The organism is Candidatus Acidiferrales bacterium, from assembly GCA_035934015.1.
Classification (GTDB): Bacteria; Acidobacteriota; Terriglobia; order Acidiferrales; family UBA7541; genus DAHUXN01.
Genome location: DASYYH010000003.1, coordinates 26315 through 50205, shown reverse-complemented (window position 1 = coordinate 50205; position 23891 = coordinate 26315). Strand labels below are relative to the sequence as shown.

The following is a 23891-nucleotide window of genomic DNA, read 5'->3' as shown; positions in this document are numbered from 1 at the left end:
CTCACGCAACAAATCGCTCATGTCCATAACGGCCAATTCCGCAGTGGATCGCTGGCTCCGCGATTGCGGCCTCGAACGCGCGCGCCGCGAAGAAGAGCTTGAACGCGAAGCGAAATCCGCGCGCCGGCCGAAGCTGCTCTACAGCGCGTTCCCGAAGCAGACGGAATTTCACACGTGCGACGCGAAATATCGGTTGTTTGGCGGCGCTGCGGGCCCGGGAAAATCCAAAGCGCTGCTGATGGAAGCGATCAAGCAGGCCAACGATTGCGCCGGCGCGAACACGCTGCTGCTGCGCAAGACGTTTCCGGAACTCGAAAGCTCGCTGCTGCTCTATTTTCGCCGCGACGTTCCGCGCGAACTCTATCGCTCGTATAACGAAGCGAAGCACACCGTCATGTGGCTCAATGGCTCGACGACGCGCTTTGGCTATTCGCAGACGGAAAACGACATCTACCAGTATCAGTCGAGCGAATTCCTTTTCATCGGCATTGACGAGCTGACGCATTTCACGCTGCGCCAGTGGCAATTTCTCACCAGCCGCAATCGCTGTCCCGTGAACGGCTCGCGTCCGTGCATGGCTGGCGCGACGAATCCCGGAAACGTCGGCCACGCGTGGGTGAAAGCGCTTTTCATTGATAAACAGCCCGCGCCGGGTATGGACCCGCGCGAATACGATCCCGAGGACTATGCATTCATCTCCGCGCGCGTCTGGGACAATCCGATTTATGCCGCCGACGCTTCGTATCTGAAAACACTGCAACAGCTCCCCGATTATTTTCGTCGCGCGTTTTTCGATGGCGACTGGAGCGTTTTTTCCGGCCAGTATTTCACGAATTTCCATGCGCAACGCAGCGTGATTCGCGCGGAATCCATCGCCGCCGCCGAATGGTGGCCGCGCTGGATTTCCATTGATTGGGGCTTCGAGCATCCCGCCGCGGTCTATTGGCACACGAGCGGCGTACTCGCAGCAGAGGATCAACGTCACCGGCTCGATGAACGCCAGACGCACGAACATGGCGAAAGCCTGTCTACGAACAACTTGGCGTTTCCGAAAGCCGGTGACGCTGCTCCTCCGTCCACCCCGGCGCGGCCGGCGTCGCACGTCCCGGATGCCGCCGCGTTCTCCTCTTCGACGCTTTCTCCGAATGATGCGGCGAGATCGCGCACGAGTACGATTACGTATCGCGAATTCACGGCGCAGCATCTCGCGCCGCGCGCTCTGGCCACGGCGATTGTCGAGCGCTCGCTCGATGGGGCAGGGAAGCGCGAAACAATCGACGCGATTTATCTTTCGCCCGACGCTTTCGCGCGCCGCACGGATGAATCTTCCATCGCCGAGCAGATGGGCGACGTTTTCGCGGCGGCGGGATTGCCGCGGCCCGTTCCTGCCGATAACGATCGCGTCGGCGGCTGGATGCTGATGTATCAAAAGCTCGACGCCGGCGAGTGGCTCATCGCCGATTCGTGTCCGGAGTTGATTCGCACGCTGCCGGAACTCGTGCGTGATTCGGCGAACGTTGAAGACATCGCCAAACGCGACGGCGACGACGCCGCCGACGCCGCGCGCTACGGATTGAAATCGCGCGCTTCGGCGCGTCCGCAAAAGCCGCCGCGCGAACAGGAGCTGAGCGAACGCGTTACGTCGAGCGATCCAACGATCCGCGCCATTCAAGCGCGCAAAGCCGAACTGGAATTGCCGCAGCGAAATCAGCCCGTGTTTGGCCGCTTCTCCCGCTGGCGCCGAAGGTAGGCTAAACCATGCCAGAAGGCTCGTTCATTGACGCAATTCTGCAAGGCATTGACATGCTATGGCCGTGCTACAATCTGGCCATGGAACTCGTCAATTTGGGACCCCAGTCTGCCAAGGTTGGCGGAAGAGGTAGCTGTCCACACTGCGGCGTCCCCTCATATTTCGAGCCAGTCGGCGGGCCATATTGTGACAATGGCACTTTAAGGATGGTGCATCCGGCTCAATGCCAGAATTGCAAAAGCTTCATTCTCCTCGTCGGACGAAGGAATCTAGCCACGGGACCGTATCTATTGGAGGCTTTCTATCCGCTTGGCAAGCCCAACGATTCGGTTGATGAGGCGGTGCCGTCGTCAATTCGCGAAGATTTCGCGGAGGCGCTCCGTTGCAGGTGGATCAAAGCGTACAAGGCGACTGTTACGATGTGTCGCCGCGCCATTCAGAGCAGCGTGCTGCACGTCGGCGCCTCGGACAAGAAGTTAGTAGAGCAGATTGACGAGCTTGCAATGAAGGGCAAGCTTACGGCTTCCCTTAAGGATTACGCTCGCGAGGTCAGGCTTACAGGCAACGACGGCGCTCACCCTGACAAGGATGGTCTGAAGGACGTTTCAGAGAACGATGCGGACGATATCATTGCGTTTACGAAGCATTTTTTTGACAGTGTCTATGTCACTCCTGCGCGGCTTGCTGCGCGTAAACCCACACCTGCGCAAACGCCGCCGCAGCCAGCGCAGCCGTAAAGACTCTAGCAACAACAACAACGACATCGAATGCCGTTCGAAACTATTTGGCGAAAAATTGCCGCGGGACTGCGCTCGCGTGCTGCAAGACGGCCGCGCGTAAGCTACGTACGCGCGCTCGAAGACGAAGTGGCGCGGCTGCGCGCGGAAAATCGCGCGCTGGTGAATTCCATTCTCGGCGTGGCGGGCATTCCGCCGATTCGCTCGGCATCGGTTGCGGCGCGCATCAACACCGGCCACGATGAGAACAACATCCACGGTTTTGTAGCGACGGCCGTTCGGCCGGCTGCTGCGAACTCAGACGGGAACTCGCACGCGGCGCCGCTTCGGCGACGTTCGTGGCACCAAATTGGGCGCGCGCTGGAAATCGAAGACTTGCGCGCCGCGCAGCGCGAACGTGAATCCAACACAGAAACTTTTCCCGCGCCGCGCAACGTCGTCCCGCGCGCGTAATTGAACACCGTTGTGGATTCAGGCGTGTCTAGCCGCCAGCCAATCGTCACTAGCCACTGCGTTCCGTACGGCACAATCTTATGACTCTCAAACAATCGTCAGAACAAACATCGGCGCCGAATCCCGCGTCCGTTCCGGTAGAGCAGGGAAACGCAACCGACCGGCTGGCCACGCGCGCGACGGCAATGGCCGCGAATGCCTTCGGTCAGAACAACGAGCAGCTTCCCGATCGGCTGCAAAACGCGCTGCGCCGCATCGTGCTCGAACTGACTACTGAATCCGAAATCTCGCGCCGCGCCGAAATTCGCCGCATCAAGCAAGCTCATCAATTCTGGCGCGGCATGCAATATCTCTGGTGGAGCGACCGCGACCAGAACTGGCATCTGCCCTTCGAGGAGAAATTCGCGGATCAAAGCTCGCTCGAAGATATGCCGCGCTACGAATTCGTCACCAACATTTATCAGGCCTTCGGCCTCTCGATTATTTCCGTTCTCAGCCAGGATATTCCGCGCGTGCGATTTTTTCCGCAGTCGGCGGAGACAGAAGCGGACGTCGCTTCGGCAAAGGCCGCGAGCGAAGTCTCGAAACTCATCGAACTGAATAATCGCGTCGGCAATTTGCTCGTCGAGGAAGCGTTTCATCTCTGGACCGGCGGCAAAATCGGCGCGCATGTGCGCTACGTCGTGGATGGCCAGCGCTTCGGTTTTCATCCGGAAATGGAGCTCGACGAGCGGCAAGTGAAAATCGGCGGTGTGTGGATTTGCCCGGCGTGCGGCGCGGAAACGAAAAACGCGCCGACCCAGCATCCCGGCCCGCAAGATGGCGCACCGATGAGCTGCGCGATGTGCGGCGCGCTGCTGCTCGAAGAGAATTTCGTGCCCGAAGAAATCGTCACGGTTCCCGCGGGCGTGCGCACGTTGCGCGTGGCGAACGGGCAGGAAATCATCACCATCGTCGGCGCGCTGGAGCTGAAAACTCCGCCGTGGGCCAACGAAATTCACGAATATCCATTTTTGCAATGGAACATGGAAGTGCATCAGGCGCGTTTGCGCGCGGCCTATCCGCACGCCGCGGACAAAATCGGCGCGCCCATCGCCGCAGGAGAATCGGCGCAGTATGAACGCCTCGCGCGGCTCGAACAATCGCAGGGCGGACCGCTGACCGCTGGCGGCGATTACAATCCGAATCTCATCACGTTTCAGCGCACTTGGCTGCGCCCGTGGGCGTTTTATCAGCTCGACGACAAAGCGCTGCGCGCCGAACTGCTCGAATTATTTCCCGACGGCTGCTATGTGGCCTTCGCCGGCGACGCCTACTGCGAATCGCGCAACGAAAACGTGGACGACCACTGGCGCGTGATGCACGCGATGCCCGGCGACGGCTCGAGCGGACGTCCCGCGCTCGGCGATTCGCTCATCAGCGTGCAGGAGCGTTTCAACACGCTCTCGAACATGCAGATCGAAACCTACGAATACGGAATCCCGCCGATTTACGCCGATAGCGAAGTGCTCGATTTCGATGCGCTGCAATCGCAATCCGCCGAGCCCGGCGCGCATTATCCGGCGAAAGCTAAGCCCGGCATGCCTCTCGCCGCGGGATTTTTCCAGCCCGCGCCCGCGCGCATTCCGCCGGATCTCTCGATGCACGCCGCCGACCTGATGGGCCCTGTCGCGCAATTTCTCACTGGCGCATTCCCCGCGCTTTTTGGCGGCGCGATGACGAACACCAGCACCGCGAGCGGCTATGCCATGGCGCGAGATCAAGCCATGGGCCGCATCGGGCTTGTCTGGCGGCGCATGAAATTCTTTCACGCCGACTTGATGCTCGCGGCCGTCGATTGCTTCCGCAAAAATCGCCCCGGCGACGTCGAAATCACACTCTTGGGCGCCGGCGCAGCGTTCGAATCGAAATGGATTCGCCTCGCCGATTTGAAAGGGAATTTGTTTTCGCATCCGGAAACGGAAGAGCAATATCCGACGCTGTGGTCCGAGCAGCGCGGTGTGCTGATGCAGTTGATGGCCAATCCAGATCCGCGCATTCAAGCCGTGCTCGGCGATCCGTCGAATCTGGGCTTGCTCAAGCGCCTCATCGGTCTCGACGAGCTTGTTATTCCTGACGAAGAATCGCGCACCAAGCAGTACCGCGAGATTTCGCAGTTGCTCGAAGAACAGCCGGTCGTGATTTCCGGTGTCGCGAGTTCTCAGCCTATGTCTTCACCGCATGAAAATACCGCGGGTGGCCCATCCTTCGCGCCTTCTGCGAAGGCCGGGGAATCTGGCGCCTCTGCTGAAAAACTTCTGCCGTCCATCATGCCCGACGAATTCACGGATAATCACGCCATCGAACTTGAGTCCTGCATGTGCTGGTTTTCCTCCGACGCCGGCCAGGCGGCGAAAATCGCATCCCCCGCGGGCTACGCCAACGTCCGCGCGCACGCACAAGTGCATCAGAAATTTCTGCTCCGGCAACAGGCGCAGATAACGCAAGCCGCCACGCAGTCGGCGCGCAACGCTGGCCCGACGAAATAGTCGCGCCGCTTTGCCTCTTGTTGTCATTCCGAGCGAGTCCGGAACGCTTCTTGGGTGGGGCGAAAATGAGTCCGCTGTTGCAGTTGCGGAATGCGACGACGTCTCTTGCATGCTAGGCATTCACGCAAACGCGACTCTGTTTTCGCCCACCTAAAAACCCTCATTGCTGGTCGACCGATTTACTTGCGCTAAAGAGGACAAGATGCCTTTGATCAACGAACGGTATTACATGAATCCGCAGTACGGTGCAGCTCTCGAACGCGCCCGCTTGAACGATCCCGAAAGAGAATTTCGCAACGAATTTCTCGGACCTCATACGCCACACGAGACTGACCCGGTGCCTGGTTATGATGCGCGTCAGCGCGAGCCGGGAATCCGGCTTCTGGCCGACCAGCAGCCCAACTCCGCGAATCAGCGGCAGCACCTTTCTCAGCATCCAGCGCCGCAGCAAACACATCCTGCCCAGAAATCGCCGCAAACGACGCAAGAACCCGAGACCCCCGTTCAAAATGCGAATCGCGTGTACAACGAGACTTCGGACTTACGACCTATCACCAAGCACGGCCCTGGCAGTGCACAAGATCTCCATGATGCCCGTTTGTATATAGCTCACGTACTTGAAAACCGCGAAACATCGGGGAAACTCGGTATAGTAGCGCCTGAAAATCTCCGTTCGAAAGAAGTCGATGCGATCCACAATTACCCTCCAGTGAAGCACGCCTATAACGACTCGCTCAAAGCGGCGCAAGGGGCTGCGTCCGGTGTGGACCCAACCATCGGAGCAACACATTACTATATGGATTACGGCCAGGCACCTCCTGCGTGGGCTGCAAAAAAGACGCCCATAAAATCGTTTGGTCCTTTCCGGATTACCTCGGGCCAAGGCGGCGTGCATGGCCCTAAGAAAGGTGGTAAAGTGTACATCCGGGTTTACCATCTAAAACACTAATGAGTGTGGAATGAACCGCCGCTTCCAAATATTTGCTGTTGGCCTGTGGTTATTACTTCTTCAGTGTTCTTCTGCTGCGCAACAGTGCCGCACATCGATCCCGGAAGCGCCTGTCAGCAGTGGCGATATTCACTCGCTAATCCAAGCAATTCAGGACGAAATTTACGCCAACCATCTGCAAGCCGATGGCTATGACGCGGGGGTACCCGCAGAGAAAGGCTCGTATCAGTTGCAACTATATATTCAACCAGCTTTCAATAATCAGGGTCTCGCATGGGCGATCTATAAGCTGATGCCGTATGGCGAAGTCTTGCGAATGTTTTGGATCGGGAGTGACGGCACCGCATTTCTGTATGGCAGACCCGAGGATCGGTTCCCTCCGAGCCAGCCGAGCTATTTGACTGCATACATGGATGATGCGGAGCTTCTGCACGCTAAGCAAACGTGGACCAAAACCAGTTTCGCGCTCGCGCTCAACCTCAGTGCGCCGCGCCGCGACCAAGCGATCCGCAGGCAAAGACGGCGCGTTGCCGCTACCTCAACGGTATCCTCAGCGGAGGCTGCTGCCGCTCGCAAGGATTCTCGACGCGCAGCGCAAGAAGCGAATGCTGAACCGGACCCAACGGGCGGTGCCACGCACTTCTTTCTCGACTACGGTCAGCCGCTGCCAGTTTGGGCCATCGGAGCTTCACCCATAAAGACTTTTGGGCCGTTCCTAAAGACTCTAGAAAACGGAAATCCTTCAAAAGACGTGAAAGTTAAGATTGTTATTATCCGCTAAGAGGATTTGGCAGTGCGTCTCTGGAGTTTACAAATGCCGTTCGATGAGGGGCGTTTCGCCGCGCGTGTTGCCGTACGCCGATTTGTCGCCGCGATTCGGCGGCGCGACAAGCCGCACGACTTGCAGCATGCGCTCGGGCTTGAAAGGCTTGGCCATGCAAACGACCGCGCCGAAATTGTGGCTCGCCGCGTAGTCGGCGGGAGTGGCGTTGCGCGTCACGAGCACAACCGGCACGTGCCGCAGCCGGTCGCTGTTCTTGATAATCAGGCAGAGATCGTATCCGGACGTGTCGCCCGCTTCGACCTCCGCGATGAAGCACGAAGGAATCGTGGTTTTCAGAATATCCAGCGCCGCAGCTCCAGTGGAAACAGCGAAGACGTCATAGCCTTCCGGCGCGAGCAGATTTTTCAACTGATCCTGCGCGCGCTGATCCGGCTCGACGGCAAGAATGATGGGCCGCGCATTCGAAGCCGGCAGCGCCGCGCCTTTCGCCGCCGAAGAAGCGCCGTGCGTCTGCGATTTTTCTTTGGAACCAGGCCCCGCGGCAGCCGTTGCCGCTGTGGCTTTTTGCTGGCTGCGGCGAAATTGAACTCCGACGCCAATGCGATTTTCGGCCAGCTCGACGGTGCGAACGACTTCGGCGGGTTCTTCCGAATTCAACGCGCCGGGCGCATTGGAGAAGGGAAATGTCACGCCGATGGACATGCCCTTCCAGAAATCGCGCCGGTCGGTCGCGAAAAGAATTCCGTCGCGCGAGACGTCAACGGTCATCGCAATTTCGGTGAAGTCCTTGGCGCGCGGATCCGTGGCGCGCACGCGCACCTGCGCTGAGACGCGCACACGCTTGCGCCGACGCCGCTCGGAATCAGCTTCCGCGCTTTTCGGAGAGTCCATCAAATTTTCGGAATTCAAAGTTCCCATTGCAGCACCTCATGAGGCACGCCAGAAATCGCTTTCGCTGGCAGCGCTCTCAAGCCCCCTTGCGATCGTCCCATTGCGGCGGTCGAGCGACAGGTTGCGGCGGGCGCAAATGGCGCGGCCCGAGCACGTTTATACTCCACCGAGAGTAGCACCGCGGCCAATAGTACGAAAGCTCGTTTGTGCTGCATTTGCCACTGTGCCGCCGAGCCTCAGATGCTCTGAACGGAACCATCGCTTGGCCTGTTCGCATTGTTTTCGCCGCGCGCTATCGCACCGGCAAATTTGAGAAAAGGAGAAAATTCATGGCTGTAAATACAACGGCAGTTCCGTCGCGCGGCGCGCGTTCGACCACCGCTCGCGCAGCGCATTCGCGTTCGGCGCAGCAGCATCCCTCCGACGACGAAATTCTCGGCTTGGTAACCGCCGTCGCAAAGCCGGCGCCGCCGCCGGACGACGCAAGCAGCGCCTCCGCGGCAAGCGGCGCAAATCCTCCGGCGGAAACCGCGGCCAGCACTTCCGCTCCGCCCGCGCTTTCCGCGCGAGCAACAAAAGCTCTGGAGGCGCATCCGGAATTGCAGCAGGCGTTCGCCGAAGCGCAAGCCTATCGCTCCGTGTTCGCCACGCCGGAAGCGGCGCGCGACGCGAAAGCGCAGCTTGACGATCTCGACGCCATGTTTTTCTCCGCGCAGCCCGCGGATCACGCCGCGCTCGCCGCGCACATGCACGAATTGTCGCCCGCAGCGTTTCACGGCCTGGCGCAAGCGATGCACGCACATTCGGCGAAGCTCGCCGCAGCAAACGCAAATCCGCCCGCCGCGCTAACGCAAACAACTGCAGCAGCCACGACAGGCACAGTAAACGCATCAGCGCCTGCGACAACTGCTGCCGCGCATGTAAATGCGCCACCCGCAGCGCAAGCCGCGAGTCAAACGCCTCCTGCTGTGCCAGTTCCCACGCCAGGCGCCGCTGCGCCCGTCGCGCCGGCCAATCCCGCGCAGCCATTCGTGGATCCACAGCGCGCCGCGAAAATCGCCTTCTTTCATTCCACCAACGCCGCCGCTGTGCAGCAAATCATTGGGGCGATTCAGTCGCAGGTCGAACACCTTTTGCCGCAAAGCGTTTCTGCCGCGACGCGCACGCGCATCGTCGGCGAAATCTATCGCGAAATTGACGCGACGCTGCGCGCCAATCGCCAGCTCGGCCAGCAGCTCCGCGACGCGTTTCAAGGCGGCACGGGCGACGCCGCACATCAGCGCGCCATCGTCGCGCTCCTCTCCGGGCGCGCCAAGCAGGCGCTGCCCGCGATCGCCAAGCGCGTCATCGGCGAATGGACTGGCAGCGTCGTCGCCGCGAATCGCGAACGACTCTCGCGCCACGAATCCGCCGCCAAGCGCGTCGATATCGCCGGCGCCTCGCCATCTGATGGCGTTAATCGCAAGCCGCTCTCGCCGCGCGACGTCGACTACAAGCGCCTCTCCGACGCCGACATTCTCAATTTGTAGAAGGAAACGGATCAATGACCGAAATGCATTATTGTCTCGTACTCGATTCCATTGTTGCCGCAAAGAGTACGGGGAAAACGCATGGCCCGAAACATTGTCTTTAGATCGTCATATCTGATTGCACGTGTTTGATGGATGACGGTTCCCGCGCGCACGTGCCCGTTCGCGTCTACCACGAGATATACCGACGCCTCAGCATCCAGAAGTGTCATAAATTCGTTACGATTGTCTACGCGAGAAGCCGGATGTAGTGGCTCCGAGGTTGGGCTCTCGCACCAGGCTTCCTTCATTGCTCCGGCTGGAACATTAAACGCAACAGGCGCAACTGTCTTCACTGCCGCAAGCTGCGAGACCTCAATTTCAATGCCATCGCCGTCGCCGCCGCGAAATGCGATTTTCCGAGGAAACCGCTTCGCTTCGAAAGCAGCAAAATCACTGAATTCGTAATGTCGCGCCAGAATACCTTGGACGTCCTTCGTCTGCATTTCTGAACTGACTACATCGCCGTCGCCGTCCAGACAATCGGTGATCGGTGCAAACGCGTCATAATCAACACAGATTATGTGACTATCGCTCGGTTCGGCCTTCACTTGTTTGATTTTTAGGTCTGCGGGATTTACACCGCCATGCATCGCCGCGACAATTGCATTGCGAAGCTCATACATCTGCAACGGCATCTCGTCCTTAGTTCTTGAAAGATATTGATACCCGTCACGCACAATTTCTGTGTACTCGTAGCCGGGCGAGTTAAACGCCTCGCGATAATGATCCGGCGCCAGCCAAATGATTTGCCCCTGACCATCCATGGACTGCGCGCCGATCCGGTAATGAATTTTCATGTTGAGAACAAACGGAGGGCTCCCTGGCGCCTCGATATTGCTCAACCCTTGCGATTTTGCGAGCAGCGCTTCGGCCTGTGCTTTGAGTTCCTTCTTACTCTCCTGGGTGTCGTGGCCAAATACTGCGAAAAAGGGAATCGCAGCAAGAAGGATTGCCGCCACGGGAAGCAGGGCGACATCTCTTCGAAGAAAATTACTGTAAGGCATGGAGTAGGGGAAGATTACCACTGGCATAGTATTCGCGCAATCACCGCGGAAGAACACTGTAGGGGCGAGGCTTGCCTCGCCCGGGCGACCCAAGGGTCGCCCCTACGACCGACTGTTCTGCATACGGGAATGGGAAGCTATGATTTTTGCCGATGGCAGGCAATGCGCCTGCCACCAGCAACTGAGGGAAGCGGCTCCGCGCAGATCGCGTAGCCGGAAAGCTTACCGCCGCGCGCGATGCTTATTGTGCGCGTGACCGTTCGCTTGATGCGCGTGCCCACGGCCGTTGACACGACCCTGGCGCCCCATGCTCGGCAGCGCGGGCATTTCCTGCGCCGTCGCCGTCGGCGCGAGCATGCGCACGACGTGCAGCAAGCGCTCCTGCTTATACGGCTTCGACATGCAAACGATTGCGCCGAGCGCATGCGCTGTCGAATAATCGTTGGGCTGCCCCGCGCGCGTAGTCATCACCACGGGAACGCGCTGCAATCTCTCGTTTGATTTTACGATCAAGCAGAGATCGTAGCCGGACATATCCGTGATTTCGATTTCCGTGATCAGCAGGTTCGGCGTGCGCTGCCGCAAAATTTCCACGGCTTCCGCGCCGGTCTCCACGGTTTCGACGGCGTATCCTTCATTGTTCAGAACCAGCGTCATGGCTTCGCGCGCCCGGCGGTCCTCTTCGACGACGAGCACCAGCGGCTTCGGTTTTTCGAGATCCAGCGCCACAGCGCCGGCCTTTTGTCCAGACGAAGAGGTCTTCGCATCCTCGGCGGCTTCAGCGGTGAAGTTCGGCCGCTTGCCTTCGTAGAATCGGATGCCGACGCCATATCGCCCTTCGGGCATTTCGAAAACGCGCGCAACGACGGCAGTGCGCTCGTGCTGCACGCCGCCGGCGGCGCCGGAATAGGGGAACGTGACCGCCAAATCCATGCCGCGCCGGTATTCCAAGCTTTGCGTGGTGAAGAGCAAGCCGTCGCGCGACGCGTCCACCGTCGTGCAGACTTCCGCCTTCTGCGAAACGCCTGCATTCGCGCGCACGCGCACCGGAGCCGAGAGCTTCGTGCGCAGGCGCCGGCGGCGTTCGGGCGAACGGTCCGCCGCTGCCGCTGCTTCGTTGGTTTCCGTTGCTTCCGCCATTGGTTTTTCGAGTGTTGCGATCGTGTCGACTGTCAATTCACCCATTGCCGCGCCTCAGTTCGATTATTGCCCGCGCTCGCCGCGGGCCGTTCATTGAATATGCGTAAGTTTTGCATTTTGCCGGGCACGCTGATATAGCGCGAGGGTTACATTCTGCCAGTACGTTCAGCACTTTCGCACTGGTACCAACGTACTAGCCGACCAAACCGCGCCTCCGGGCCGCAATTCGCAAACTGTGTTTCGTATATTTTTGCGTACAGAAGCTTCCTCGCCCGCGTTTTCGCTTGATTTTATGGATGTCTTACGCCTCGCGCTTTCTTGTGGCGACATGGAACCGAAGACAAGCAACGCTTTCACCGACCCTGACTGAAGACCCCGCACCATCGCTTTGAATTTCAACTCCTAGGAGAACAACTCAATAGCACAAATGCAAAATGCGCAGTCCGTTGCACTGCAGCTCGAAAAAGTACGCGACAAACTCCCGCTGCTCTACGAGCGGGACGACATCCTGCTCACCATGATCCAGCAGCGCGGCGACGTCGAAAAAGTCTCCAGCCGAAATATGCGCCTCCCGTTGCAAATCCGTCCCGGAGGCAAAGCCGGCCTGGCCAATCTCGACGGCGGCGATCTGGGCCGCGGCTCCGGCACGACCTACGACGTGGCGCAAGTCACGCCCGTATTTTTCCGGAACGCCGTCGAAATCACCAAGCTCGTCGAGTACAGCACGAATTCGCCGGAGAAAGCTGTCGAGAACGCCGCCAAGCGCGAAGTGAAAAACGGCATGGCGCAGTTCCGAAGTTTTCTCGACAAAGTCATGCAAACGAACGGCAACGGGGTCCTCGGCACGGTCGGCTCCATCGTGACCACCGGCCTGCCCGCCGGCGTCGGCGCGCAAATCAATTTGACCACGCCTCCGGGCGCGGCGCTCTTCTACTACAACCAGACGATTCAGTTTTACGATTCGACGCTCACCACCAACCGCAACGTCGCCGCGAGCGTCACGTCCAACATCCTGCTTGTCGATCCGTTCAACAAATTCATTCAGATCGATAATCTTCCGACTGGCGCTTCCGTCGGCGACGCCGTCGTTCACGACGGCCTCACCGGCGCGCAACCCATCTCGCTTTTCGGCGTGCCGTATCATCAGACCAACGCCACCACGGGCACGTGGCTCAACCTCAATCGCGCCACGTATCCCGTCGAGCTTGCCACGCCGCACGTTGCCGGCAACAACGCCGCCATCACTCCCGGCGTCGTTCGCCTCGCGATCAACAAAGTCCGCAAAGCGCTGGGCACAAATCAAATCGGCAAACTTATCGCTTACACGGCGCTCGAACAGGAAAACGCATGGGAGCAGCTCGGCATCAGCATTTCGCAAATCATCAAGGAAGGAGCCGGCGGCCGCGCCAGCGATCTCGACTTGCTCTTCACCGGCGAGCTGACCATGGCTGGCGTGCCCATCAAATCTTCCATCAACGCCAATCAGGCGCGCATCGACTTCCTCGATTTGTCGCACTGGGGACGCGCCGTGATGCAGGACATCGATTTCTACGACGTCGGCGGCCAAACCGTGTTCCCGATTTATGGCGCTTCGGGCGGCCTCTCCGCGGCGTACATCTTTTACTTCGTCACCGGCTTCCAGGTCTGGAACGAATCCCCGCGCTCCGGCGCCTATATCGATTCGCTCGCCATTCCCACCGGCTACTAATCAAAAACAAAAAGGGCGGCGTTTCCGCCGCCCTCGAAATTCAAACGTGTCTTGGACACGCCTCAGAAGCAACCAAACGATACCACAGAAAAACCGCCGCTGCAATGCCGCGTTGAGAGCAAGAACGGAGAGTGGGAGACTCGAACTCCGAGGCTGTTCCCAACCCCCAACGCTTCTGAGGCGTGTCCAGTGCCCTCTCTGGCAGCACTCTCCGAAACGCGCCTCAGCGGTTGACTTATAACACAGTAGATAGTTCACTACAACGTTATCTACTCACACGCGAATACGACAATCTGCGGACCGCAAGAGCGGTTTTTCCCACCCTTACGCTGCTACTGATGCTGAAAGTTCACCGCGCGGCTCAACGAGTCGCGGTGAGCTTCTGTCACGGTCAGGCTGTTAAATAGATCACCAAACGCTGGGTTCGCCTTCATGGTTTCCGCGAAATCGGCGTAGAACTTGTCCATCGCCGCACCATCCGGGAATAGCATTGCGAGATCGTATGCGCCCATCGGGTCAGTGTGAATTTCTTCGGTATCGATGTTGTACATCAGCAGCGTGCCTTTGCTGATGGCTGAATCGAGCATGGGCTTCACCTGGGACATCAAGAGATGCTCGAGCAGTTCAGCGCTTCCCGGCTTGGCCTGATAAATCGCCACGCGCATATATCCGCTCGACGATGTCGCCGTCTTGCCGCTGTGCGCGAGGGTATGCAGGAAATAATCCACGTGCTTCGTTGCCGAAACGTAGTTGGCGTTCGTAGCCGTCGACCACTCCGCCTCGAGCGCCTTCAAAAGATTCGCGCGGCTATTGGCCATCATCCAGGTTTCATGTGTCCAGCCGTCTTCCTGGTGAACGCGAATTTCGTCATTGCCCCATGCGACGAGCGTCCCGTCGGCCACGAGCTTTTGCTGCATCGCATTGCCTGAGTCCAGTTGCTTTTCAAACGCGGCCCATTGCGCTCTCGGAACGGCCCAATACGATACATAGGTGTAATAATCTTGCTGCTGTGCAGCGGCCGGCTTCGGCGCGAACAAAATTCCGGCGATCAGCGCAGCCGTGATTCCTGCAATTCCAACGATGCGTCGTTTCATGCACTCCTCCGTGCAAATGTTTCAAATTTCCGCGCCCCGCGGAAGTCTCCAAATTGCCCCAAGGGTCCGCATTTCGATGCAAAGGGAAGGATGAAAATTCTGGGGACAGATGCTATGCGAGTTGCTTGGCAGTGTCAAGCTGCTGGCGTCTTCAAATCATGATCGAAATTCTTCGCGAAACGCACATCGCCCCCATATCGCTCGAGCTTCGCCTCGCGCGCGCTGGCGGACTCAACCGCTTCGGCGAGCCGAACTTTCGCGTCGTCTGGGGCTGGTCGCGGCTCACATGGATCGGCGGCAAATGGACCGACACCGACGCCCATGGCAACGTCACGCGCGAAATCATCGAGCTGCGCGAAGTGCCCAAATACTTTCCATTTGACCGCTGGCACATCGAGCGCTGGTTGCCGCCCGAATCTTACGGTTCGCCGCAGCAGTGGTACGCACAAACCATCGAGCGCGCCGGCGGCGTTTCGATTCCCGCACTCGGCCCCTATCCGCGGCGCGGCGAGTACGAGCACTGCTTCACGCTGCAAGGCCCGCGCGGAGAATTCATTCCGCTTTCTCCCGCTGCGTGCGAAGCAATCATCCGCGCCGTCGAGTTCGCGCGCGCGCAACCGTGCCAGGAACATCGCGCCGCGCTCGAGAGAAGGGAAGCGCGCCGCGAGCGCGATTGGGATTCGCGCGCCGATGCGTTGCTCAACGACACGGGCCCCGCATTTCACGGTGCGCCGCACATCGCTGTCGCCTGACGCATCTTGCCTTTCCGCGTCTTCGCGCGTCGCGAAGCCGCGGCTGCAACAATCTAACGGAAGAAAGAGACTCCATGACCCAGACTACGACCCCAAGCACGGCCACGATTGCCAATCCGAAAAGCGCCGCGCACGAAGCGTCGGCCACCATCGCCTCCGTCTCCGATCAGGATTTTTACGTCACGCGCACCTACGGCGTCTTCCACATTCCATCGTGCCCGAAGGGCGAAAACTATGCCTTTGTCATCGTCACACCGCGCGGCGACGCGCTCGATCTCGGCGACAATCGCCGCTTTCCATTCGTCATCTCCGCGCGCGAAATTTCCGAAGACATCATTCAGGACCTCGAAAATCACGGCATCTTCGTCTGCACCGGCGAACGTCCCACGGAAAACGAACTCACCGAAGCTCGCGCGCGCCGCGATGCGTGGTATCAGCAACTCGTCGCCGAAGCCGACGAAATGTGGGCGCGCGGCCATTCCTATCGCGAAATTTCCGACATGCATCGCCGCGCTGCGCTCGCCATGGGCCTCGAACGCGAATGGGCCTACGTGCCCAAGCGTTCGGTCGATTGCCCCGTCTGCGGCGAGAAACTGAAGGCCGGCGTCGCGCTGTGCAAGCACTGCGGCGCAATTCTCGATGCGGACCGCGCGGCGAAATATCTGCCGCCCGATCGCGCCGCCCGGCCATCATCACCCCGCAAGCAACACAGCGAATCGTAGATCGACCACATCCGCAAACGCCCCGTATTTCGCGCAAATCCTCCGCTGCGCTAAGTGTTCAATGGAGTCGTACGGTTGGTCTCGGCGGTAAAACTATAGTCATGGCGACTAAGCACTCTCTCCGTTTCGTACTTGTGACGTTTCTGGCCGTCTAGGGTCGCATATGTGCAGGTAATATTAACGCTGTATATCTCGCCCTTCTGGATCTGCGTGAGATCTTCGGGTTGTATCCTTACAGATATGCTGATTGGGCACTCACTTCCAGCGGCTAATTCGAACCCTTCCTTAATCATACGATTGCCCTGTCTGCTTCTTAGACCGGCTTTGATGTCGAGGTCAGCCAAGGCAGAGACTGAGCCGTAATTCTTGAACGTAATTTGGAGATCGAAGCTGCTGTTCACCAAAAGGTTGGAATTGATCAGAGTCGCCGGAGATCTGGCAAATCCCAATTTCGCAACCTGGATAATTGGCCCGTACATTGCGGCCGCGATGTCGGCCGATGTTTTGGCAGCTTCAGCCGCTGTTTTCGCTGCATCCGCCGATTTCTTGGTCTCGTTCCAAAGACTGCGTGTGTATACAACGTAGAGAATCGTGGCCAACGCTATAACAAAAGTGAACGTAGCGGAAATCCACGCGGGCACATCTGAGGGTGCGCAGGTGTTCATAGAGGCTGATAGTAACAAAATGACGTATCGAAAGCGATTACCCTCGGGCCGCGATGCATCGCTGACAAGGGGCCAGTCATTTATGAAACGAATCTTTGACTTTGTAATTCCCGCTGCGCTGTTATTCATCTTCGCCGCATCTACTGCGCGCGCGCAAGGCTCACGCCACGACGGCGTGGTCTTCGGCGAAAACGGCAAGCCCGTCTCCGGCGCGACCATCGTCGTCTGCACGCAGCCCGCGAACGTCACCGTGACGCCGTGCACGCCGCTCGCGAATCTTTACACCGACGCGACCCTCGCCACGGCCTCGGCCAATCCGCTCTCGACCGACGGCCTCGGCAACTTTCATTTCTATGCCGCGCCGGGAATGTACACCGTGCAAATCTACGGCCCGGGCGTCAACACGTACACGATGCACGACGTTCTGCTGCCCATCAATCCTTCGAACGCGCTCTTCAGTTCGCTCACGGCTACAAATGCCATCAGCGCGCTCACGCTCAGTCTCGGCGGAAATCTCAGCGTCGGCGGAAATGCAAACGTCACCGGCACGCTCACCGCCGGCTCGTTCAACGCCAATCTTGCGCTCACAAGCAACGCCGCGCTCAAACCTGATCCCGGTTACGGTGTGCAGTACGTCGATTCCGTGAACGGCAATGACGCCAACGACGGCAAATCTCCCGGCACAGCCGTCGCTGATATTTATACTGCGTGGAATAATCTGCCCAGCTCCGCAGGTTGTTCTTTCACCGATTGCGGCGGCACGATTCATCTGGCACAAAACGCCGCATTCGGCGGACCCGTCACGGGCCAGGGCCTCGAAATCCTCGGCCCCAACGATCCGAATTTTTCTTCGCCGCCTTCCGGCTGGCTGGTGATGAAAAATGTCAGCATCGTTTGCGACGGCGCGGGAAATAACGGCAGCTCTGGCCAGACGCCCAGTTGCAACGTGACCGGCAACGATTCCAATCATCCGGCCATCTGGATTTCCGGCCAATCGCGGCCGATGAGCTTCGAACGCATCAAAGCCGGTGGCAACATCGGCGTGCTCCTCGGCAAGGATTCCAACGGCAGCTTCGCGACCCTGTCCGGCGCCGCGGACCTCACGTTCAAAGACGACGATTTTTACGTCACCGGCTCATCCGCATCGAACGGCCCCACGATGCTCATCGGCCCGAATTCTTTCGAGATTTATATTCACGATAGCAATTTCGATTCGAATATTTCCGCTACTGGTGGCACGGAGCAGCATCAGTGCATGGCGCTCGATAATGAAGGGACGACGGATCCGCCCGGCCTCGTTTACATCTACAATTCGCATTGCAGCGATGGCGGCATCGAAGCCAATGGCATTGTCGCCGACGGCTTGAAAGTCGACGGCTTCATCACCGAAGGTCAGTCCGACGGCAAAGGCGCGGTCTGGTTCACCGCGTCCTCGAACGGCAGCCTGAACGATCTGCGCAACATTTCTGTCGCCGACGCCACCGCGCCCACGCCTGCGGTCGAAAACGACGGCAACGCAGTCATCACCGCGAGCGGCATTTTCGGCGGCGAACCTTCCGGCCCCAGCACCGTCCTCAACGAATACCCCGAGACACTCGCCGCTTCGACCATTTCTCCGCTGCAAGCGGGACAATCGGGATTCATCGGCGGCTGGGTTTTCGGCAAGCGCGACGACGCGCAGCGCAATTTCGGCCTCGCGCCCGTGCGCTTCGCGAATATCGCGCCGACCAATCCTTCGTCCTGGATACTTTCGCAATATTCCGGCACAACGACTTTCACGCCATCCGGTTTTCTCGCGCCGGATGGTTCGACGAACGCTTCGCAGGCGTCTAACACGAGCGCCACCGGCTTCGAGACGCTTTCGTTTTATCAGCAGAATCATGCCATCGCCGTTGGCGACTACATCGTCGCCGGCGCATGGGTACGCTCAGCCACGGCCAACGGATATTCCGGCAGCTCCTTCACCGCGCTGCAAATCACCGTCGGCGGCACAGGCAACGCGCTCACGGGCGGCTGCACCGGCGATCCCGTTCTCGGCGACGGCGAATGGTCCTGGCAGAATTGCATCTACAAAGTCACTGCCGCCGCCACGAATCCCGCGCTGCTCACGTTTTTCGCGCCCTTCAACGCCACGTACACGATTCAAGCCTACGCGCCGGTGATGAACTACATTTCCGCGGGCACCATCAGCCCCAATGAAATCGCCGCGTACGCGAACGCGCTCAAAACATACGATTCGACCTGCCTCGTCGCCACCATCTGCGGCCTGCGCAACGACAATCTCGCCGCGCCTGCGTTTCAAACGCTCTCCGCGAATCCCGCGCAAAGCGGCGCCCTGCGCCTCGCCGATGGCGACGCCATCGCCTGGCGCAATCACGCCAACACCGCCGACGTAACGCTCTCGAAAAACACGAGCGATCAACTTGTCGCGCCGCCTTTTGCTTCGCCTACGTTTTTCGGACCGATCATCGATTCCTCCTCCGGCGCGAGCGGCATCACCTGGCGAAACTCCGGCTCGACCGTGTGGACCACGAACGCATCCTCGTCCGCGCTGAGCTTCACTTTCAATGCGCATCTCGGCGAAACCACGATGAAGCTCGCGCCTTTCGGCGGCCAATCGTACGCCGGGCTCGTCGATAATTACGGCATGACCGCCGGCTTCGTCGCCGTCGCGGAATCGAGCGGTACTGCTTCCTTCGACGCCGGCCTCGGCAACACATTTGAAGTCACGCTCAACGCCAGCGCGACATCCAGCACGCTCAGCAACGCGCAGCCGGGCCAGTGGCTGCACTTCATCATTTGCCAGCCGTCTTCCGGCGGCCCGTTCACTTTCGCCTGGCCGGGCAGCATGCGCGGCGCGATGACCATCGGCACGACGGCAGGGAAGTGCAGCGCGCAAAGTTTCGTTTTCGACGGCACGAGCGCCTTCGCCACGTCGCCCGGTGTCGCAAACCAGTAGTCGTTGCGACGGCCACGCTTTCTTGCATTTGTTTCGTGTGTCGTCGCTTGTCGCTCGTCACTTTTCACTCGTCACTTGTCACAGTTTTCGGAGGTTTCTCAATGCCCGTAATTTCCACCACGGCATACGACCAAGCGGAAGACGTGCTCACTCTCGCGCGCTCGCTGCTCAACGACGCCGCAGGCGCGGTTTTTTCCGACGCCGTGCTTTTTCCGTTTTTGAATTCCGCCTATCGCGCATTGCAACGCGAGCTCGCCGAAGAAGGCGTCTCCGTACTCGTCGCGCAGCAGGACCTCAATCTGCCGCTCGCGAGCGGCGTCACCGTCACGGAAATCAGCGACGTCAGCTCGCCGCAGCTTCCGACGGATCTTCTCGCGCCGCATCAGCTCTGGGAGCAGGCCGCGAATTCGAGCGACCTTTTTATTCCCATGGAAAAAATCACTAGCGGCCTGCCGAATTTTCAGCCCAGCTCGTATCTGCGCATGTGGGAATGGCGCGAGGATACCATTCAGCTCATCGGCGCGACGCAGGAGATCACGCTTCGCGTGCGCTACGAAAAATCGCTGCCCGCGCTCGTGCAGGGAACCGATCCCGTGCAGATCCGTTCGTCAATCGATCCGCTCGCGTATTCCGTCGCGGCGCTCGCGGCGCGTTCGCGCGGCGCGCAGGCGCTGGCCGCGGACATGATGGGCGCAGCGCAGATGTCCACGAATAATTTGATCGAGCGCTACGTTCGCCCCGAACAATTCAAGGGCCGCCGGCGCAAGCCTTACGGTCATCGCCGCCGCGTCGTTTATTTGTAGTCTGGAAAAATCAGGCGAGCAGGGAATCGCAGGCGTTCTGCGCGTGTGCTAATTGACGTTCAGTATCAGCGTGATCGAGCGCGTCGCGTTTTGCGCCGTCGCCAGAATCATGATCGAATACGTGCCCGGATTCGTCGCCACTGGATTCGTTATCGTGTTGCCTCCGCAACCGGATGCGGCCATTGCTGCGACCAGCGCAAATCCGAAGGCCAGCCGCGTTCGCCGCGGCCGTGCGCCGGCGCGGAGCGTCTCAACAGCGGAACGCCTCGCCACGATTCGCAGCACAAGCGCCAGCAGCGCCAAAATCGCGGCGATCAACATCATCGGCAAACGCGCCGGCGGAATTTTCCGCGGCCAGGCCGGCGGCACTTTCGTCGTCGCCGCGCCCGTGCCGAGCATCACTTTGAACGGCTGCGTCGCTCCCGGCGTCAGCGAAAGCGACGGCGGCGAAGTCTGGCACGTCAAATTCGATCCGTTCGGCAAAATCGTCGGGCATTGCAGCGTGACTGTTCCGCTGAAAACGTTGTCCGCGGTCACGGAAAGACTGTAGGTCGCGGTCGTTCCGGCAATCACGCTCTGCGTCGTGTCAATGATCGTTCCATTGATTTGGTAATCGTCGCCCGTGCCGCTCAGCGCTGCGGTTTGCGGGCTCGACGGATCCGAGTCTGCCACTTCGAGCGTCGCCGAGCGCGCCCCGGTGCCCAGCGGCATAAACGTCACGTTGACCTGGCACGTCCCGCCATTCGCCGCGACTTGCGGAATGCAGCTGGTCGTCTCGGTGAAGTCGTTGGGATTTGCGCCCGCAAAAGTGAAGCTGTTGCTGTTGAGCGCAATCGCCACGGTGGAATTATTCGTCAGCGTAAAAGCTTCCACCGGCGCCATGCCGCCCGTCGGTTCGTCGCCGTAATCCCACGACGAAGGCGTCAGAAAAATATTCGCCGGCGAAGCGGGCGCAGAGAGCTTGGGGAATTCCAGCACGCGCTGGTTGCCGCGATCCGCAACAAACACGTCGCCCTGCCGGTCAATGGCCAGCGCGGCCGGCGAACTGAAATTCGTAGCCGTCGCGACGCGCGTCAGCATCGCCGTTTTCGCGTCCACGCGCAGCAGCATATTCGCGCCTGTGTCCGCGACGAACACGTTTCCCGCACCATCCACCGCCACGCCATCCGGAGCTGCAAGAGTTGCCGATGTCGCGGCAATCGGCGAAGCGATTTGCGCAGCGTCCGATTCCGGCACGCCGCCCGTGCCCGCAAACGGAGCCACGCCGTTTGTAGCCAGGTCAATTTTGAAAATTTGATTCGACCCCGGCGACGCCACGTACAGTTCGCCGCGCGCGGAATCCGCAGCGACAACATCCGCGTCCAGGACGTGCGCCAGATAACTAAAATTGTCCGCGCCGGAATTCAACGTCACGATGCGGTTATTGCCGCGGTCCGCGACGTAAAGATTTTCGAACGCGCCGAGCGACAATCCCGCAGGCTCAAAGAGATTCAGATGGCTGGCGCTCGCCGCAGCGCCATTTTGCATCGCGCGCGGCACCACGGTCACTTTTCCGCCGACCGTATCGAGCAGCCGGATCGTATTTTGCAGCCGATTGGCCAGATACACTTGTCCTTGCGGCGTCACGGCGATGCCCGAAGGATCTTCGTTTGGCGCCGAAGCGCAATTCGAGAAGACGATCACCGTCAGATTCGCGGCTAACTTGGATTTTGAAGCGGAAGTTGTTGTTCCCGGCGAGACGCATTGCGCTGCGGGCGGCATGGCGCTCAGCGAAACGTAAAGCTCGTTCGCAGCGTCAACCGCCAGGCCGCGCACGTTGGCATACTGCGCGCCCGAAGCCACAGTCAGCGCCGCGCTGGCGCTGGATTTCTGCGCGGCCGCCTGCTGCGCCCGAACGGGACGAGAGGTTCTCGTTACCAACCAAATAAGCGTCGCAAATATGGCGAACGCCGCCAGCACACGGCGCAAATTTCCTCTCCTCGAATTCAAGATTGCTTGATGCGATTCGGCGTTACACAGAGCACAAAATCATAACACACGAGCGCCGAATCCCTCTCGCCGAATCATCCGCGCGGCCAGCCGTTCGCGCAACACGAATGCACCAGCGGCAAACGCACCAATGCGCTCTGTCCACGCGCTCCGGAGGCCGCCTTCAAGTCCTTTGCGATGACGCTCCGCGCGCGTAGGTTGCATGGATTTCACGGCCAATTTCGCGCACTTCGCTCAATTCACACGGCTTGCGCCCGTTCAACATTCTCGAAACTCACTTTGGAGGAATCTCATGGCACTGGCATTCACTTTGGTTGATTATTGGGACGACGGCAAACGCATCCACGTCGCCGGCACCATCTCCGCTTCCGGCAATTACGCGACCGGCGGCGACACGCTCGATCTCACCGAAATCGGCTCGCTCGGCATTCCCACGACGCAGCCGCCGATTCAAGGCACGGCGTGGATGGATGGCCTCGCTGGCTACGATTACGTTTTTTCTTCCGGCACAGCCATCAACAGCAATAAAGTCAAAATGTTCGAGCAGGCTGGCTCCGCGGGCGCTTTCGCCGAACTCGCCTCCGGCGCGTATCCCGCAGCCATCTCCGCCGACACCATCACGTTTTACGGCATCTTCCCCCGCCTGCGCTAGCGGAGCTCACCATCACTCGCGCTCTGCGTCAGTTCGAATTTCTGCAGGCTACCTCAGCACCTCATCAATTCCCAATGCCACGCAGTGGTTCCGTAGGGGCGGCCTTCAGGCCCGCCCATTCCCGCTTCCACGGAGGCAACCAAGTTCGCCGAACTATTGCGTGTCTCTTCCACGCACATGTGAACGAGCCGGAGAATTGATACTCTGTCGGTGCACTACACAGGCCTCGCCGCACGGGATTCATCCATATGTATGCAGCGACTCTGCTGACCTCGTCATGTCGCCGGATTCGGTGGTCGTAGAATGATCGCTGCCAAAGGCAGACTCCGAACCCACGGGATAGGTCCATCGCCGTAGCCTGTTTAAACAACACCACAAAGCGCAACAGATTACTTCCCTCGCTGGCCCCTTTGACTAGCATATGGATGTGGTCGGGCATGATGCACCACGCATGAACCAAGAAGTTTTGGGCTTGCGCGACAGTTCTGAGATGGTTCTCCACGCGCGAGGCCTTATCTCCATCGGCAAGAATTGCCTGTCTCTCGTGGCAGCAAATGGTTACGAAGAACCAGCTGGCACCAACATACTGATCTCGCGGTAGACGAATTAAGCGCCGTTCATGCATTCGCGAATACTACTACTCTGGGCTAAATAATGCCCGGCCGGGGCTGAAGCCCGGCCCTACAATGCCGTAGGGGCGGCCTTCAGGCCCGCCCGATCTCGTCTCTGTGAACACATTC

The 23891-nt window shown here is 59.4% G+C and carries 20 protein-coding genes and 1 tRNA gene; 14 read left to right on the top strand and 7 right to left on the bottom strand.

The window, feature by feature from the left end; all coding sequences use genetic code 11:
- The first annotated feature begins 19 nt into the window (after positions 1-19).
- The 6 genes from VGR81_00520 to VGR81_00495 all read left to right on the top strand — a co-directional run bounded on the left by VGR81_00520 (position 20) and on the right by VGR81_00495 (position 7198).
- On the top strand, positions 20-1750 hold the full coding sequence (locus tag VGR81_00520) for a hypothetical protein (GenBank protein ID HEV2287415.1): 1731 nt from the start codon (positions 20-22) through the stop codon (positions 1748-1750).
- A gap of 8 nt (positions 1751-1758) precedes the next feature.
- Positions 1759-2487, top strand: coding sequence for a DUF4145 domain-containing protein (locus VGR81_00515; protein ID HEV2287414.1), 729 nt, complete (start codon positions 1759-1761; stop codon positions 2485-2487).
- 30 nt (positions 2488-2517) lie between these two features.
- Positions 2518-2940, top strand: coding sequence for a hypothetical protein (locus tag VGR81_00510; protein HEV2287413.1), 423 nt, complete (start codon positions 2518-2520; stop codon positions 2938-2940).
- 80 nt (positions 2941-3020) lie between these two features.
- Entirely contained in the window at positions 3021-5468 is a 2448-nt protein-coding gene (locus VGR81_00505; GenBank protein ID HEV2287412.1) for a hypothetical protein, read from the top strand.
- A 163-nt stretch (positions 5469-5631) separates the two neighbouring features.
- The gene (locus VGR81_00500) at positions 5632-6417 is read left to right on the top strand and encodes a hypothetical protein (GenBank protein HEV2287411.1); all 786 of its coding nucleotides are present in this window, start codon (positions 5632-5634) and stop codon (positions 6415-6417) included.
- Between the two features lie 10 nt (positions 6418-6427).
- The gene (locus VGR81_00495; GenBank protein HEV2287410.1) at positions 6428-7198 is read left to right on the top strand and encodes a hypothetical protein; all 771 of its coding nucleotides are present in this window, start codon (positions 6428-6430) and stop codon (positions 7196-7198) included.
- A 27-nt stretch (positions 7199-7225) separates the two neighbouring features.
- Here VGR81_00495 and VGR81_00490 read toward each other — a convergent pair whose 3' ends face one another.
- A complete protein-coding gene (locus VGR81_00490; GenBank protein ID HEV2287409.1) occupies positions 7226-8119 on the bottom strand; it encodes a response regulator in 894 nt (297 codons plus the stop codon).
- A gap of 302 nt (positions 8120-8421) precedes the next feature.
- On the opposite strand from VGR81_00490, the gene VGR81_00485 reads away from it, so the two are divergent.
- On the top strand, positions 8422-9621 hold the full coding sequence (locus VGR81_00485; GenBank protein ID HEV2287408.1) for a hypothetical protein: 1200 nt from the start codon (positions 8422-8424) through the stop codon (positions 9619-9621).
- A gap of 11 nt (positions 9622-9632) precedes the next feature.
- Here the strand turns inward: VGR81_00485 and VGR81_00480 are convergent, their stop codons facing one another.
- Positions 9633-10694 carry a hypothetical protein gene (locus VGR81_00480; protein ID HEV2287407.1) on the bottom strand — a complete coding sequence of 354 codons (1062 nt, stop codon included), beginning with the start codon at positions 10692-10694 and terminating at the stop codon, positions 9633-9635.
- Between the two features lie 195 nt (positions 10695-10889).
- Positions 10890-11852: a response regulator gene (locus VGR81_00475; protein ID HEV2287406.1), complete on the bottom strand. Its 963-nt coding sequence runs from the start codon at positions 11850-11852 to the stop codon at positions 10890-10892.
- A 382-nt stretch (positions 11853-12234) separates the two neighbouring features.
- On the opposite strand from VGR81_00475, the gene VGR81_00470 reads away from it, so the two are divergent.
- The gene (locus VGR81_00470) at positions 12235-13515 is read left to right on the top strand and encodes a hypothetical protein (GenBank protein ID HEV2287405.1); all 1281 of its coding nucleotides are present in this window, start codon (positions 12235-12237) and stop codon (positions 13513-13515) included.
- Positions 13516-13640: 125 nt separating this feature from the next.
- On the opposite strand, the gene VGR81_00465 is transcribed toward VGR81_00470, so the two are convergent.
- A tRNA-Leu gene (locus tag VGR81_00465) sits at positions 13641-13728 on the bottom strand.
- Positions 13729-13847: 119 nt separating this feature from the next.
- Positions 13848-14609: a hypothetical protein gene (locus VGR81_00460; GenBank protein HEV2287404.1), complete on the bottom strand. Its 762-nt coding sequence runs from the start codon at positions 14607-14609 to the stop codon at positions 13848-13850.
- A gap of 158 nt (positions 14610-14767) precedes the next feature.
- Here VGR81_00460 and VGR81_00455 point away from each other — a divergent pair, with 158 nt between their 5' ends.
- Together VGR81_00455 and VGR81_00450 are read left to right on the top strand one after the other, a co-directional pair.
- Positions 14768-15361 (top strand): hypothetical protein, encoded by a 594-nt coding sequence (locus tag VGR81_00455; protein HEV2287403.1) that lies wholly within the window; start codon positions 14768-14770, stop codon positions 15359-15361.
- A gap of 74 nt (positions 15362-15435) precedes the next feature.
- The gene (locus VGR81_00450) at positions 15436-16083 is read left to right on the top strand and encodes a hypothetical protein (protein ID HEV2287402.1); all 648 of its coding nucleotides are present in this window, start codon (positions 15436-15438) and stop codon (positions 16081-16083) included.
- A gap of 50 nt (positions 16084-16133) precedes the next feature.
- Here the strand turns inward: VGR81_00450 and VGR81_00445 are convergent, their stop codons facing one another.
- Positions 16134-16748, bottom strand: a complete 615-nt coding sequence (locus tag VGR81_00445; protein HEV2287401.1) for a hypothetical protein — start codon at positions 16746-16748, stop codon at positions 16134-16136.
- Positions 16749-16830: 82 nt separating this feature from the next.
- Between VGR81_00445 and VGR81_00440 the strand changes: the two genes are divergently transcribed.
- Positions 16831-19707 carry a hypothetical protein gene (locus VGR81_00440; protein HEV2287400.1) on the top strand — a complete coding sequence of 959 codons (2877 nt, stop codon included), beginning with the start codon at positions 16831-16833 and terminating at the stop codon, positions 19705-19707.
- A gap of 101 nt (positions 19708-19808) precedes the next feature.
- Positions 19809-20510, top strand: a complete 702-nt coding sequence (locus VGR81_00435; protein HEV2287399.1) for a hypothetical protein — start codon at positions 19809-19811, stop codon at positions 20508-20510.
- Positions 20511-20558: 48 nt separating this feature from the next.
- On the opposite strand, the gene VGR81_00430 is transcribed toward VGR81_00435, so the two are convergent.
- A complete protein-coding gene (locus VGR81_00430; GenBank protein HEV2287398.1) occupies positions 20559-22469 on the bottom strand; it encodes a choice-of-anchor D domain-containing protein in 1911 nt (636 codons plus the stop codon).
- Between the two features lie 322 nt (positions 22470-22791).
- Here VGR81_00430 and VGR81_00425 point away from each other — a divergent pair, with 322 nt between their 5' ends.
- Complete coding sequence (locus tag VGR81_00425; protein HEV2287397.1) at positions 22792-23151, top strand: hypothetical protein; 360 nt, start codon at positions 22792-22794, stop codon at positions 23149-23151.
- Between the two features lie 451 nt (positions 23152-23602).
- Entirely contained in the window at positions 23603-23752 is a 150-nt protein-coding gene (locus VGR81_00420; protein HEV2287396.1) for a hypothetical protein, read from the top strand.
- Positions 23753-23891 lie beyond the last annotated feature (139 nt).

Coding starts and splice junctions, on each gene's coding strand:
- VGR81_00455 (HEV2287403.1), top strand. CDS start 14,768: ATGATCGAAATTCTTCGCGAAACGCACATCGCCCCCATATCGCTCGAG.
- VGR81_00445 (HEV2287401.1), bottom strand. CDS start 16,748: ATGAACACCTGCGCACCCTCAGATGTGCCCGCGTGGATTTCCGCTACG.
- VGR81_00495 (HEV2287410.1), top strand. CDS start 6,428: ATGAACCGCCGCTTCCAAATATTTGCTGTTGGCCTGTGGTTATTACTT.
- VGR81_00485 (HEV2287408.1), top strand. CDS start 8,422: ATGGCTGTAAATACAACGGCAGTTCCGTCGCGCGGCGCGCGTTCGACC.
- VGR81_00490 (HEV2287409.1), bottom strand. CDS start 8,119: ATGGGAACTTTGAATTCCGAAAATTTGATGGACTCTCCGAAAAGCGCG.
- VGR81_00515 (HEV2287414.1), top strand. CDS start 1,759: ATGCCAGAAGGCTCGTTCATTGACGCAATTCTGCAAGGCATTGACATG.
- VGR81_00470 (HEV2287405.1), top strand. CDS start 12,235: ATGCAAAATGCGCAGTCCGTTGCACTGCAGCTCGAAAAAGTACGCGAC.
- VGR81_00450 (HEV2287402.1), top strand. CDS start 15,436: ATGACCCAGACTACGACCCCAAGCACGGCCACGATTGCCAATCCGAAA.
- VGR81_00435 (HEV2287399.1), top strand. CDS start 19,809: ATGCCCGTAATTTCCACCACGGCATACGACCAAGCGGAAGACGTGCTC.
- VGR81_00420 (HEV2287396.1), top strand. CDS start 23,603: ATGAACCAAGAAGTTTTGGGCTTGCGCGACAGTTCTGAGATGGTTCTC.
- VGR81_00425 (HEV2287397.1), top strand. CDS start 22,792: ATGGCACTGGCATTCACTTTGGTTGATTATTGGGACGACGGCAAACGC.
- VGR81_00440 (HEV2287400.1), top strand. CDS start 16,831: ATGAAACGAATCTTTGACTTTGTAATTCCCGCTGCGCTGTTATTCATC.
- VGR81_00480 (HEV2287407.1), bottom strand. CDS start 10,694: ATGCCAGTGGTAATCTTCCCCTACTCCATGCCTTACAGTAATTTTCTT.
- VGR81_00510 (HEV2287413.1), top strand. CDS start 2,518: ATGCCGTTCGAAACTATTTGGCGAAAAATTGCCGCGGGACTGCGCTCG.
- VGR81_00520 (HEV2287415.1), top strand. CDS start 20: ATGTCCATAACGGCCAATTCCGCAGTGGATCGCTGGCTCCGCGATTGC.
- VGR81_00475 (HEV2287406.1), bottom strand. CDS start 11,852: ATGGGTGAATTGACAGTCGACACGATCGCAACACTCGAAAAACCAATG.
- VGR81_00460 (HEV2287404.1), bottom strand. CDS start 14,609: ATGAAACGACGCATCGTTGGAATTGCAGGAATCACGGCTGCGCTGATC.
- VGR81_00505 (HEV2287412.1), top strand. CDS start 3,021: ATGACTCTCAAACAATCGTCAGAACAAACATCGGCGCCGAATCCCGCG.